The organism is Halomonas cibimaris, from assembly GCF_055379665.1.
The window spans coordinates 1,299,610-1,312,132 of sequence record NZ_AP043828.1 but is presented as its reverse complement, the minus strand read 5'-3'; the positions used below and the strand labels follow the sequence as shown (position 1 = coordinate 1,312,132).

At 63.5% G+C, this 12,523-nt stretch carries 11 protein-coding genes; 1 reads left to right on the top strand and 10 read right to left on the bottom strand.

The features are described 5' to 3' along the window. Nucleotides 1–46 precede the first annotated feature (46 nt). The 8 genes from ispH to fliD all read right to left on the bottom strand — a co-directional run bounded on the left by ispH (nucleotide 47) and on the right by fliD (nucleotide 9,645). Nucleotides 47–1,060: a 4-hydroxy-3-methylbut-2-enyl diphosphate reductase gene (gene ispH / locus ACZ415_RS06105; protein WP_344704052.1), complete on the bottom strand. Its 1,014-nt coding sequence runs from the start codon at nucleotides 1,058–1,060 to the stop codon at nucleotides 47–49. Between the two features lie 26 nt (nucleotides 1,061–1,086). Further along, complete coding sequence (gene fkpB / locus ACZ415_RS06100) at nucleotides 1,087–1,557, bottom strand: FKBP-type peptidyl-prolyl cis-trans isomerase (protein ID WP_344704050.1); 471 nt, start codon at nucleotides 1,555–1,557, stop codon at nucleotides 1,087–1,089. Next, nucleotides 1,554–2,105: a signal peptidase II gene (gene lspA / locus ACZ415_RS06095; RefSeq protein WP_344704048.1), complete on the bottom strand. Its 552-nt coding sequence runs from the start codon at nucleotides 2,103–2,105 to the stop codon at nucleotides 1,554–1,556. The genes fkpB and lspA overlap by 4 nt, the downstream gene beginning before the upstream one ends. Next, nucleotides 2,098–4,929 carry an isoleucine--tRNA ligase gene (gene ileS, locus ACZ415_RS06090; protein WP_344704046.1) on the bottom strand — a complete coding sequence of 944 codons (2,832 nt, stop codon included), beginning with the start codon at nucleotides 4,927–4,929 and terminating at the stop codon, nucleotides 2,098–2,100. Before ileS ends, lspA begins: the two co-directional genes overlap by 8 nt. 7 nt (nucleotides 4,930–4,936) lie before the next feature. Next, on the bottom strand, nucleotides 4,937–5,992 hold the full coding sequence (gene ribF, locus ACZ415_RS06085; RefSeq protein WP_344704044.1) for a bifunctional riboflavin kinase/FAD synthetase: 1,056 nt from the start codon (nucleotides 5,990–5,992) through the stop codon (nucleotides 4,937–4,939). A gap of 85 nt (nucleotides 5,993–6,077) precedes the next feature. After that, nucleotides 6,078–7,649, bottom strand: coding sequence for a murein biosynthesis integral membrane protein MurJ (gene murJ / locus ACZ415_RS06080; protein ID WP_344704041.1), 1,572 nt, complete (start codon nucleotides 7,647–7,649; stop codon nucleotides 6,078–6,080). Between the two features lie 99 nt (nucleotides 7,650–7,748). Then, nucleotides 7,749–8,015, bottom strand: coding sequence for a 30S ribosomal protein S20 (gene rpsT, locus ACZ415_RS06075; RefSeq protein WP_344704039.1), 267 nt, complete (start codon nucleotides 8,013–8,015; stop codon nucleotides 7,749–7,751). Nucleotides 8,016–8,277: 262 nt separating this feature from the next. Next, nucleotides 8,278–9,645, bottom strand: a complete 1,368-nt coding sequence (gene fliD / locus ACZ415_RS06070) for a flagellar filament capping protein FliD (RefSeq protein WP_344704037.1) — start codon at nucleotides 9,643–9,645, stop codon at nucleotides 8,278–8,280. Nucleotides 9,646–10,098: 453 nt separating this feature from the next. Here fliD and nhaD point away from each other — a divergent pair, with 453 nt between their 5' ends. Beyond that, nucleotides 10,099–11,574 carry a sodium:proton antiporter NhaD gene (gene nhaD, locus ACZ415_RS06065; RefSeq protein WP_344704035.1) on the top strand — a complete coding sequence of 492 codons (1,476 nt, stop codon included), beginning with the start codon at nucleotides 10,099–10,101 and terminating at the stop codon, nucleotides 11,572–11,574. Nucleotides 11,575–11,587: 13 nt separating this feature from the next. Here nhaD and ACZ415_RS06060 read toward each other — a convergent pair whose 3' ends face one another. Both ACZ415_RS06060 and ACZ415_RS06055 read right to left on the bottom strand, forming a co-directional pair. Beyond that, a complete protein-coding gene (locus ACZ415_RS06060) occupies nucleotides 11,588–12,253 on the bottom strand; it encodes a glutathione S-transferase (protein ID WP_344704033.1) in 666 nt (221 codons plus the stop codon). Nucleotides 12,254–12,292: 39 nt separating this feature from the next. Beyond that, a complete protein-coding gene (locus ACZ415_RS06055; RefSeq protein WP_344704031.1) occupies nucleotides 12,293–12,520 on the bottom strand; it encodes a DUF2835 family protein in 228 nt (75 codons plus the stop codon). Between the last annotated feature and the right edge of the window lie 3 nt (nucleotides 12,521–12,523).

Sequence of the window (12,523 nt, the reverse complement as noted above, 5' to 3'; positions counted from 1 at the left end):
TTTTGAGTATGTCACAAACCGTTACGCGTTGCTTTAGCCTTGGCCATCAGCCCTTGGCAATCACGTCTTCGCGAAGCTCCCGCGGCATGGAAAACGTGATGTCTTCTTGTTGTCCGGCCAGCTCTTCGGGCAGGCTTGCACCCAGCGCGCGCAGCCGCTCGATGACGCCGCGGACCAGCACTTCCGGGGCACTGGCGCCGGCGGTCACGCCCACCTTGCCGATGCCGTCAAGCCAGCCGGCGTCAACCTGTTCGGCGTTATCAATCAGGTAGGCCGGCGCCCCCATGCGCTCGGCAAGCTCGCGCAGGCGGTTGGAGTTGGAGCTGTTGGGGCTGCCCACCACCAGCACCAGGTCACTCTCATCGGCCAGCTCGCGCACGGCATCCTGACGGTTTTGCGTGGCGTAGCAGATGTCGTTTTTGCGCGGCCCTTGAATGTCGGGAAAGCGCTCGCGCAGCGCATCAATAACCCGGGCGGTATCGTCCATGGACAGCGTGGTCTGGGTGACAAAGGCCAGCTTTTGCGGATTTTTGACCTCCAGATTTGCCACGTCGGCTTCGTCTTCCACCAGGTAGATGCGCCCGCCGTGGCTGGTGTCGTAGCGGCCCATGGTGCCTTCCACTTCGGGGTGGCCGTGGTGGCCGATCAAAATGCACTCGTGGCCGCGCTTGGCGTAGCGCAGCACTTCCATGTGGACCTTGGTGACCAGCGGGCAGGTGGCGTCGAAGACTTTCAGCCCCCGGCGCTCGGCGTCTTCCTGCACCGCGCGGGAGACCCCGTGAGCGGAAAAAATCACGATCACATCGTCAGGCACCTCGTCGAGCTCTTCGACGAACACCGCGCCGCGCTCGCGCAGGGTATCCACCACAAAGCGGTTGTGCACGACTTCGTGACGCACGTAGATGGGCGGGCCGAACACGTCCAGCGCGCGGTTGACGATGTCAATGGCACGATCCACGCCGGCGCAAAAGCCGCGCGGGTTGGCCAGCTTGATGGCTACCGGCTGCGCCTCTGCCGCGCCGGTCTGGGCAGGATGAATCTGCACGGAATCAGTTTGCATGGTCTCGCCTTGATGCCTGTGCATCGTTAATGGGTGACGGCGGGCGTTACCGTGATGACTTCCACCTCGAAGGTCAAGGTATGCCCGGCCAGCGGGTGGTTGAAGTCCACCTCAACGCGCTCGCCGTCGATCTGTTTGACCACGCCGGGCAGCTCGGTGCCTGCCTTGTCGGCAAACGACATGACCATACCGGGCTCAGGCACCTCCTCGCCGAAGTCTTCGCGCTTGAGAAACTGGATATTGTGCTCGTTGTGCTGGCCAAAGCCGTGCTCTGGCGCAATGCTAAAGCGCTCGTGGGCGCCGGGCGCAAGGCCCTTGAGCGGATGCTCAAACCCCGGCGGCAGGTTGCCATCGCCGAATTCGAAAGTGGCCGGCGCTTTGTCCTTGGTGGAATCCACCACGGTGCCGTCCTCAAGCTTCAGGGTGAAGTGCAGGGTAATTTCCATGCCTTCACCAATCACGTGATTGGCGGTTTCAGAGCGGGTGCTATCGGTCATGACTGCCTCGCATGCTTGGCGCGCCGCCGCTCGCCGACGATGGATTCCCAGATCAGGCCGAAGGCCCCAAGGGTAATGCCGATGTCGGCGACGTTGAACGCCGGGTAATACCAGCCGGCGGCGTGAAACGAAAGAAAATCCACCACGTAGCCGTACACCACGCGGTCGTAAAGGTTGCCCAGCGCCCCGCCGATAATCAGCGCCAACGCTGCGGCCAGGCGCTTTTCGTCCGCCTTCAGGCGGGTCAGCCACACGCCCAGCCCCGCGCAGGCCGCAACCGCAATGCCGGCAAACAGCCAGCGCTGCCAGCCCGGGTGGTCGGCTAAAAAGCTGAACGCCGCGCCGGTGTTGTGCAAAAGCGTGAGGTTGAAAAACGCCGTCACCTCTACCGGCTGAGCGTAGCCCAGAAAATGGCTGGCGGCGTACTTGGTCGCCAGATCCAGCCCCGCCACGGCCAGCGCCAGCCACAGCCAGCGCAGGGGGCGCTGCATCGGCTGAATGGGCGCCTGGCCGGCCCGCGGACTCTGCGTGGTCTGCGGATCAGGCATAGCGGCGCGTCTCGCCTTCGCCCTCGGGCAGGTTGGCAATGCAGCGCCCGCAGAGGTCGGCGTGTTCGGCGTGCCGGCCCACGTCCGGGCGGTGGTGCCAGCAGCGCTCGCACTTGGCGTGTTCGCTTGCGCTGACCGCGACTTTCAGCCCGTCAAGCTCGGTGGCTTCGGCGTCGCCGGCATCAATCAGCGGAGCCAGATGCACTTCGCTGGTGAGCATCACAAAGCGCAGCTCGTTGCCCAGCCGCTCAAGCGTGGCCTTGAGCGCGTCGTCTACGTACAGCGTCACCTCGGCGGCGAGGCTGCCCTTGATCACCTTGGCGTTGCGCGCGTCTTCCAGGCACTTGTTCACCGCGTTTTTGACCTCAAGCAGCTGCGCCCAGAACGCGCGGCCCATCTCGGCGTCTTCAGCAAGCGTGGAAAGGCCGGCGTAATACTCTTCCAGCAGCACGCTGTCGCCGCGCTTGCCGGGGATGTGCTCAAAGATTTCCTCGGCGGTGAACGACAGAATCGGCGCGACCCAGCGCGCAAGCGCCTCGACCACGTGGTACAGCGCGGTTTGCGCGCTGCGCCGGGCGAGCGAGTCGGTCTGGGTGGTGTACTGGCGGTCCTTGATCACGTCGAGGTAAAAGCCGCCCAGCTCGCCGGCGCAGAAGTTGTGCACCTGCTGGTAGACGTCAAGAAAGCGATATTCGTCATAGGCCGTCTCGATACGCGCCTGCAGCTGGGCGGCGCGGTCGATCACCCAGCGGTCCAGCGCCAGCATGTCGTCAAAGGCCACGGCGTCCTTCGCCGGGTCAAAGCCGGTGAGGTTGGCAAGCAGAAAGCGCGAGGTGTTGCGAATGCGGCGATAAACGTCGGCGGTGCGCTTGAGGATCTCGTCGGAGACCGCCATTTCACCGGAGTAGTCGGTAGACGCCACCCACAGGCGCAGAATATCCGCGCCCAGCTTGTCCATCACCTGCTGGGGGGCGACCACGTTGCCCGTGGACTTGGACATCTTGCGGCCCTTGGCATCCACGGTGAAGCCGTGGGTCAGAAGCTCGCGGTACGGCGGCCGGCCGTCGATGGCGCAGCCGGTGAGCAGCGACGAATGGAACCAGCCGCGGTGCTGGTCCGAGCCTTCCAGATACAGATCCGCCCGGGGGCCGGTCTCATGGCCGTGGGGGTGCGAGCCGCGCAGCACGTGGCGGTGGGTGGTGCCGGAGTCAAACCACACGTCCAGGGTATCGGTGACCTTTTCGTAATCCTCAGCTTCGGCGCCCAGAAGCTCCGCCGGCTCAAGGTTGAACCAGGCGTCGATGCCGCCCTGCTCGACCCGCCGGGCAGCTTCTTCGATCAGCCCTACGGTGCGCGGGTGCAGCTCGCCGGTCTGCCGGTGCAAAAACAGCGGCAGCGGCACGCCCCAGTTGCGCTGGCGGGAGATGCACCAGTCCGGGCGGTTGGCGATCATGGCGTGCAGCCGCGCCTGGCCCCAGCCCGGAGTGAATGCCGTGGCGTCCACGCCTTCCAGCGCCCGCTCGCGCAGGGTCTTGCCGTCCTTGCCGGCCAGATCCATGCCCACAAACCACTGGGCGGTGGCGCGGTAGATCACCGGCGTCTTGTGCCGCCAGCAGTGCATGTAGCTGTGGGTAATGGGGATGTGGGCCAGCAGCGCGCCTTCGTCGCGCAGCTTTTCCACGATGTGGGGATTGGCCTTCCAGATCATCTGGCCGCCGAAGTAGCCCAGATCATCCGCGTACACGCCGTTGCCCTGCACGGGGTTGAGCATGTCGTCAAAGCTCATGCCGTAGTCGCGGCAGGTGTTGAAGTCGTCCACCCCGTAGGACGGCGCCGAGTGGACGATGCCGGTGCTGCCCACTTCGCACTCAACGTAGTCGGCCAGATACACCGGCGACGAGCGCGCGTAGAGCGGATGACGAAAGCGGATCAGCTCCAGCGCCTTGCCCTGGGCGGTGGCGACCACGCTGCCCGCAAGGCCAAAGCGCTCCAGGCAGCTGTCTACCAGCTCCTCGGCGACCATCAAAAGGCGCTCGCCCACGTCCACCAGCGCATAGGTGAAGTCCGGATGCACGTTGAGCGCCTGGTTGGCGGGAATGGTCCAGGGCGTGGTGGTCCAGATGGCCACGGCGGCGGGCTTGGCAAGCTCGCTTAAGCCGAACGCCGCCGCCAGCTTGGCGGCGTCTTCAACGGGGAAGGCCACGTCGATGGCGTCGGATTTCTTGTCAGCGTATTCGACCTCGGCCTCGGCCAGCGCCGAGCCGCAGTCAAAGCACCAGTTGACGGGTTTTAAGCCCTTGAACACGTAGCCGGCCTCGACCATGGCGCCCAGCGCGCGGATCTCGCCGGCTTCGTTGGCGTAGTCCATGGAGCGGTAGGGGTTGTCCCAGTCGCCGACCACGCCCAGGCGGACAAACTCCGCTCGCTGGGTTTCAATCTGGGAGGCCGCATACTCGCGGCACAGCGTACGCGCGTGTGCAGGCGCGAGCTGCTTGCCGTGGGTGGTTTCCACCTTGTGCTCGATGGGCAGGCCGTGGCAGTCCCAGCCCGGCACGTAGGGCGCATCAAAACCGGCCAGGTTTTTCGACTTGACGATAATGTCTTTCAAAATCTTGTTGACGGCGTGGCCGATATGGATGCTGCCGTTGGCGTAGGGAGGGCCGTCGTGGAGCACAAACAGCGGCTTGCCCGCGCGCGCATCGCGCAGACGCTGGTAGATGCCCAGGTCCTGCCACTGCGACACGCGCCCCGGCTCGCGCTTGGGCAGCATGCCGCGCATGGGAAAATCGGTTTCAGGCAGGTTCAGCGTGTGCTTATAGTCCATAGTCCGGTCAGCCGTCGTTAGCGTCGGCGGCATTACCCGCCGAGGAAGAATCAAGGGAAAAAGGATCGGACAGCGCAGCCTGCCCCTCAAGCGGCGCCGACGCCAGCGGTAGCGCGCTGTCTGTGTTCAGAGAGGTCGCGGCCAGATAACGCCGCGCAGCGGCCTGGTCCCGGGCAATCTGGTTTTTCAGCGCCTGGAAATCGGCAAACTTGACCTCGCCGCGCAGCCGCGCACAGGGGATCACCGTCATCCGCCGGCCGTACAGATCGCCGTCAAAATCAAACAGGTGCACTTCCAGCGTGGGCCGCTTGGTGCCGCCCACCGTGGGGCGAAAGCCGACGTTGGCCACGCCTGCATAGCGCGCGCCGTCTTCGCGCTCGGCTACCACGGCAAACACCCCGCGCAGGGCCAGCGGGCGCGGCAAAAGCGGCAGGTTGGCCGTAGGCGCGCCGATGGTACGGCCCAGCTGCTGGTCGCGCACCACCCGGCCGTCCAGGCTGTAGGGGCGGCCCAGCAGCCGAGCGGCGGCGCAAAAGTTGCCGCTGGCAAGCAGCGTGCGCACCCGGGTGCTGGAGACGCGCTGGTTTTCTATCTCAAAGCTGCGGGTGTGCTCAACGCCAAAGCCGCACTCCCGGCCGACGCTTTCCAGCAGCGCAAAATCGCCCTGGCGGTCGCAGCCAAAACGAAAATCGTCACCCACCACCAGGTGCTTTACGCCAAGGCCGGCAAGCAGCACCCTATCGATAAACTCGCGCCCGGTCAGGCTGCGCAGGGCCTCGTTGAACGGCAGGCACAGCACCTGGTCCACGCCCTGGCGACGCAGCAGGCGGACTTTCTCACGCAGCCGGGTCAGGCGCGGCGGGGCCTGGTCGCCGGCGAAAAACTCCCGGGGCTGGGGCTCAAACACGACGACGGCAAGCGGCGCGCCAAGCCGTGCGGCGTGCTCGCGACACTGCTGCAAAATCGCCTGATGGCCGCGGTGCACGCCGTCAAAATTGCCGATGGTTGCCACGCAACCCCGATGGGACGCCGTTATATTGTGCAAACCTCGTAGGACGCGCATGCCACTCAAGCCTTTGATGATTTATCGCGACGTGAAACCGTCGATTATACCCCACCGCACGCTGCGTTCCAGCGTTTGGCCGGCGCTAGCCGTGCATCCGCAAATGCCGAAAACGCAGGCCCAGCAGCGTAAGCCAGGCAAAATATACCCCCATGCCAGCGGCAACCAGCAGCGCCACCCAGGCCGCCCGCCAGGTAAGCCCGGCATCAAACCAGGCCGGCACCCCGGGCACCAGCAAGCCAAGCACTGCGACCATCAGCGTACAGCCGCCCAGCAGCTGCACGGCAAAGCGCCCCCAGCCGGGCTGAAACACCAGCACACCGCAGCGGCGCAGCAAAAACGCCAGCAGGCCCGCGTTCAAAAAGGCCGACAGCGCCGTGGCCAGCGCCAGCCCGGCATGGGCCAGCGGCCAGATCAGCACAAGGTTAAACGCCATGTTGGCCACCATGGCCACAATACCTACTTTTACCGGCGTTTTGGTGTCCTGACGGGCAAAAAAGCCCGGAGCCAGCACCTTGATCAGCATGAACGCCGGCAGGCCCAGCGCATAGGCGCGCAGGCTCACCGCGGCCATGTGGATGTCCTGATCGGTCATCGCGCCGTAGTGGAAAAGCGTAATCAGCAGCGGCTCGGCCAGCACCGCCAGCGCCAGCGCCGCCGGCAGGCCCAGCAGCAGCACCATGCGCACGGCCCAGTCGAGCATCGCGGAAAAGTGCGCGGCTGACTGTTCGGCATGGCGACGAGACAGCGCCGGTAGAATCACCGTACCAATGGCAACGCCGAACACGCCCAGCGGCAGCTCCACCAGGCGATCCGAATAGTACAGCCACGACACGCTGCCGGCGGCCAAAAGCGAGGCCAGCACGGTATCCAGCAGCAGGTTGATCTGAGACACCGACACGCCGAACAGCGCCGGCGCCATCAGGCGCAGAATACGCCTGACGCCGGCATGGGCAAAGTTCGGCCAGGGCACCGGCAAAAGCCCCAGCCGCGCCAGAAACGGCACCTGAAACGCCAGCTGCGCCGCCCCGGCGATCAGCACGCCCCAGGCCAGGCTCATAGCCGGCACGTCCATCAGCGGAGTGAGCAACAGCGCCGCGCCAATCAGCGACAGGTTAAGCAGCACCGGGGTAAACGCCGGCACGGCAAAACGGCCCCATGTATTGAGCACGCTGCCGGCGAACGCTGTCAGCGAAATCAGCAGCAGGTAGGGAAACGTCAGCTGCAGCATGTCCGCCGTCAGCGCAAGCTTTTCGGGGTCGCGGCCAAAGCCCGGGGCAAAGATCCACGCCAGCCAGGGCGCGGCCAGCATGGCCAGCGCCGTCAACAGCGCCAGCACCGCGCCCAGGCTGCCGGCGGTGGCGTTTAACAGCTCACGCACCTCTTCCCGGGTGCGCCGGGCGGAATATTCCGACAGCACCGGCACAAACGCCTGGTTAAACGCCCCTTCGGCGAACAGGCGGCGCAAAAAATTGGGAATCTTGAAGGCGACGAAAAACGCATCCGCCCCGCTGCCGGCGCCCAGCAGCGCGGCGATCACTACGTCGCGCAAAAGCCCCATGACCCGCGACAGCATCGTCATGGTACTGACCACCAGCCCCGAGCCCATTAGCCCTTTGCGCGAAGGGGCGGCGTTAGCCGAGGTATCTGTGCTCATGGCATGCCTTTTGGCTTGGCGTTTTGCCGGTCGAAGGGATGGCTGTTTCAGGCACAAAAAAACCGGCCGCAGCCGGTTTTTTCGCAGGCGTCTGCCGGCTTACGCTGCCAGCGCCTTGATGCGCTTGTTCAGGCGGCTTTTCAGGCGCGCGGCCTTTTTCTTGGACAGCACGTCCTTGTCGGCAATGCGGTCGATCACCGGCTGCGCCTGCTGGAACGCCTCCATGGACTTGGCGTGATCGCCGGTTTCAACGGCCTTGAGCACACGCTTGACGTAGGTACGCACCATGCTGCGCTGGCTGGATTTCAGGGCACGACGCTGTTCGGCCTGACGGGCGCGCTTACGGGCTTGCTTGGTGTTCGCCACAGGGTATCTCCTTGGAGAATAGAGTTGCTCAAAATAGAGCTGTTAAAAAAATAAAGCTGTTAAAAAATGGAGCTGTTGAAATTAGGGCTGTTGGAAAAATAGCGCTGCCAAAGCACAGCGCTGCCGCTCACCAACAGCGTAACAGGTCGACGCTTGGCCGCCTGCTATACGGGCATGTCTGAGAGGATGGCGTAGTCTAGCACGCACTTTTCACACTGACCAGCGCCCGCCGGCGGGGCTTGTCCTGGGCTGGCGGGTCGGGTTAACCGCCGGCCTTCATCTGCGCATCCAGCGCATTGAACTGCTGGGTCAGATAAGAGCTGGTCTGGTTCATCTCGGCGATCATCCCGTCCAGCTGGCTGAACTGGGAGCGATAGCGCGAGATGGTACGGTCTACCGACTGTTCCATGCGCTCGTAGCGGTTGCCCAGCGAGTCCACCCGGCTTTCGGCGCCGCTGATAGCGCCCTGTACTGCGCCGTTGTCGCCCAGCATCTGACCTACCGAGCCGCCAAGCCGGGTGGCAAATCCTTCAGCGCCGTCGGTACCGGAGAAAAAGTCGGCCAGCGCCTGCTGGTTGTTGGCAATAACGTCGTCGAGCTTGTCGCTTTCAACCGAGAGCGTGCCGTCCTTGTCCAGCGCTATGCCGATATCGCTGAGCAAAGAGAAGTCACCGCCGGACTGCCCGGCGCCGCCGACCAGCCCTCGCAGGCGGGATTCCACCATGCGCACGGTGCTGTCGCCGTTGAGCTCGCCGGCCTGGCCGGTTTCGGCGTTGAACGAAGTCAGGCTGGCGGTGGTTTCCTTGAGGCTGTTGTAGGCCTTTACAAAACCGTTTACAGCCTCGCGCACGGCCAGAGTATCCTGCTCAATGGTTACCGTAGTTTCGCCGGTCTCTTTGAGGTTGAGCGTAACGCCCTGGATGGCATCTTCAACCTGGTTGTTGGGGCTGGTGATGCTGATGCCGTTGACATTCAGCTTGGCGTCGGTGCCGGCCTGCAGCGTGCCGCCATCCTCGACCGGGTTGCTATCGGCCGTTAGCCCGCTCAGGGTAAAGTTGGTGATGGAGGCGTCCGCGCCGGCTTCCCGCGAGCTTAGCGCCAAACGATAGCCGGTACCGTCGTTAATGACGGAAGCATCAACGCCGGCGTCTTCGTTGGCGTTGATGGCGTCGCGAATATCTTCAAGCGAGCTTCCCGCAGCGATTTTCATCGTCGTATCGTTGGCGCTCTTGCCAAAGCTCAGCGACAGCGTTTCCTCGGCGTTACCGGTCAACGGCGTCTCGACGCTATCAACGCTCTTGGAAGCCAGCGTGCCGCGCGAGGCAAGCGTCTCGACGTTGATCCGGTAGCTGCCGGGCATGGCTTCCTTGCCCGCCGCCGCGCCTGCGGAATCGCCGCTGACGCTGGCAGAGAGGCTGGAGTAAAGCTCGCTTTCTCCAAGCGTTTCGGCGGCGTCTTGCAGCTTGGAAAGCGCGCCTTCAAGCTTGCCAAAGGCCGATATTTTGGCGTCCTGGTTGGCGATTTGGCGCTCGACGGGCTTGAGTTTTTCGCGCTCTGCGTCCTTGAGCTGATCCAAAAGGCCGTTAAGGTCGAGGCCCGAGCCAATGCCTAGCGATGAAATCGTACCCATAGTTCAAGCCTTCCTTTTTGCGGCGCGGTGAAGCACCGCGCGCAACATGTTTGCTGTCTTGCGCCGCGCGCCTCTGCCCGTTATGGCCGCCCCGCTTGAATCAGCAGGATGCTTGTGCGTGTTCATTACCCAGGCTTGCGGCGCCTGATGGCTGTCTAGGGTAGTACATCGGCACGGGACTGGAAAACTTGACGCTGCCGGCCCGCTTTATTGTTTTATTTTGTAACCGCCGGAAATCCGCGCGCTTTCTTCGGCGCGGCCGTCCAGATCTACGCCATCAGCTGTGAAATAACTATACCCAAAAGGGCTAACTTCTTAAAAAATCACCGAACGGGCGCGTTCCATGCCGCTTATCGTTCGCTTTTCTAACATATCTTATTGGCTCCCCGGCTGCTAACATCAGGAACGTTTCTACACCCCTCCCGATGTCCGACCGTAAGGAAAAACGTCGTCATGTCTCAGCCGTTTTCGCTTCTGCGCCAGCCGCGTCTATCGCGCCGCTGGCTTTTTCTGTTGCTTGTGCCTTTGCTGCTCACCAGCCTGCCCGCTCAGGCCATCAGCGGCGAGCTTGACCTGACCGGCTCAGGCATCGGGCTGTTGGCCGTCGCTATCTTCGTGCTTGCCTATCTGCTGGTCATTGCCGAAGAAAAAATCCATATGCGCAAGTCAAAGCCGGTGCTGGTGGCGGCGGGCATCATCTGGGGGCTGATCGGCTGGGTCTACGTGCAAAACGGCATGTCCGCCGAGTCAGAGAGCGCCTTTCGCGAGACGCTGCTGGAATTTACCGAGCTGATGCTGTTTTTGCTGGTGGCGATGACCTACATCAACGCCATGGAAGAGCGGCGCGTTTTCGATACCCTGCGCTCGTGGATGCTGCGCAAGGGCTTTAACTATCGCTCGCTGTTCTGGCTGACCGGCGGGCTGGCCTTTGTGCTCTCGCCCATTGCCGACAACCTGACCACCGCACTGCTGATGTGCGCGGTGGTCACCAAGGTCGCGGAAAACGACAAGCGCTTTATCAACCTGGCGTGCATCAACATTGTAGTGGCCGCCAACGCCGGCGGTGCGTTCAGCCCGTTTGGCGATATCACCACGCTGATGGTGTGGCAGGCAGGGCTGGTGGAATTCCAGCAGTTTTTTATTCTGTTTGTGCCGTCGCTGGTCAACTTTTTGGTGCCGGCGATCATCATGAGCCTGTTTATCAAGCGCGAAAAGCCCGGCAGCGTCTACGAAGACGTATGGCTCAAGCGCGGGGCCCGGCGCATCGTGCTGCTGTTTTTGTTGACCATTACCACCGCGGTGCTGTGCCATACGCTGCTGCATCTGCCGCCGGTGCTGGGCATGATGACAGGCCTTGGCTATCTGCAGTTTTTCGGCTATTACCTGCGCCGCAGCCTGCCGCGCTCGCTTGAGCGCAAGCGCGAGCGCTACAGCCGCCGGGGCGACAACAAAAAACTGACCCAGCTGGGCAGCGTGGTGCCGTTTGACGTGTTCAGCCGGGTCGCCCGGGCCGAGTGGGATACGCTGCTGTTTTTCTACGGCGTGGTGATGTGCGTCGGCGGGCTTGGCTTTATGGGCTATCTGGGCCTGCTGTCAGAAACCCTCTACGGCGGCTGGAGCGCCACCTGGGCCAACATCACGCTGGGTGCGGTGTCATCGCTGGTGGATAACATTCCGGTCATGTTTGCCGTGCTGACCATGGAGCCGGATATGTCCCAGGGCCACTGGCTGCTGATCACCCTGACCGCAGGCGTCGGTGGCAGCCTGCTGTCCATCGGCTCGGCGGCGGGTGTGGCCGTTATGGGCCAGGCGCGCGGGGCCTACACTTTCATGGGCCATCTGCGCTGGATGCCGGTTATTCTGCTGGGCTACATCGCCAGTATCGCGGTGCACATGTGGCTCAACGCCGGCAGCTTTGCCGGCGCCTGAAGCGCAAAGCCGGTCAGCCGGGCAGGCTGACCGGCCCGACACGTTCCACCACCCGCTGCCAGGCGACTTCAGCGTCAATGCGCTGCAAAAACGCATCAATGGCCGGATAATCGCCCAGCGCATGCGTCAGCGCCAGGGCCTGCAGCGGGAAACTCATCTGGATATCCGCCCCGCTGGGCCAGCCCGGCGCAAACGCACCGTGGCGTGCCAGGTGCGCTTCGATCATCGCCAGGTGCTGTTTGATCTGCGGCGTCAGAAAGCGCTGATTGACGGCCTTGTCGATGCCCTTGGCCACGGGCCGCACCGGCCACGGCGACTGCTTGGGCAGCTGGCCAAAGACCAGCTGCATGACCAGCAGCGGCATCAGTGAGCCCTCCGCGTAGTGCAGCCAGTAACGATAGTTCACCCAGCCGGCGGCATCGTCCGCTTCCGGCTGGCAGCGGCCCTCGCCGTAGCGCGCCAGCAGGTACTCGATAATCGCGCCGGATTCGGCCACGGTTTGCTCGCCGTCGGTGATCACCGGCGACTTGCCCAGCGGATGCACCCGTTTGAGCGCCTCGGGCGCCAGGCCGTCGGCCGTACGCCGATATTCCACCAGCGCGTAGTCCAGCTGCAGGGTTTCCAGCAGCCACACAATGCGGTGGGAGCGGGATTTTTCCAGATGGTGCAGTTGAATCATCGTACAGCTCCGGTTGACGGCCCGGCGGAATGCCCGGCCTCAGGCGCGCGTCAGCCGCTGAATGCGCTGAAATCGTCCGCCGGGTGAAAACGTCAGGCGAAAAACGCCGTGTACACCGTCGCGGCGGACCACACGGCGCAGCGCATCGGCAGGGAACACCACTCGCCGGCCGTCCAGGCTGCGGGTGCGCACGTTGGCAAAGCCGCCGTGGTAATACCCCAAGCATTCCTCATAGGTCAGATGAACCACCACGTCAATGCTTGGCATGTC

What these genes read in the sequence shown, in the direction of transcription:
- ispH (WP_344704052.1), bottom strand. Translation starts at nt 1,060, where the DNA reads ATGCAAACTGATTCCGTGCAGATTCATCCTGCCCAGACCGGCGCGGCA.
- fkpB (WP_344704050.1), bottom strand. Translation starts at nt 1,557, where the DNA reads ATGACCGATAGCACCCGCTCTGAAACCGCCAATCACGTGATTGGTGAA.
- lspA (WP_344704048.1), bottom strand. Translation starts at nt 2,105, where the DNA reads ATGCCTGATCCGCAGACCACGCAGAGTCCGCGGGCCGGCCAGGCGCCC.
- ileS (WP_344704046.1), bottom strand. Translation starts at nt 4,929, where the DNA reads ATGGACTATAAGCACACGCTGAACCTGCCTGAAACCGATTTTCCCATG.
- ribF (WP_344704044.1), bottom strand. Translation starts at nt 5,992, where the DNA reads ATGCGCGTCCTACGAGGTTTGCACAATATAACGGCGTCCCATCGGGGT.
- murJ (WP_344704041.1), bottom strand. Translation starts at nt 7,649, where the DNA reads ATGAGCACAGATACCTCGGCTAACGCCGCCCCTTCGCGCAAAGGGCTA.
- fliD (WP_344704037.1), bottom strand. Translation starts at nt 9,645, where the DNA reads ATGGGTACGATTTCATCGCTAGGCATTGGCTCGGGCCTCGACCTTAAC.
- nhaD (WP_344704035.1), top strand. Translation starts at nt 10,099, where the DNA reads ATGTCTCAGCCGTTTTCGCTTCTGCGCCAGCCGCGTCTATCGCGCCGC.
- ACZ415_RS06060 (WP_344704033.1), bottom strand. Translation starts at nt 12,253, where the DNA reads ATGATTCAACTGCACCATCTGGAAAAATCCCGCTCCCACCGCATTGTG.
- ACZ415_RS06055 (WP_344704031.1), bottom strand. Translation starts at nt 12,520, where the DNA reads ATGCCAAGCATTGACGTGGTGGTTCATCTGACCTATGAGGAATGCTTG.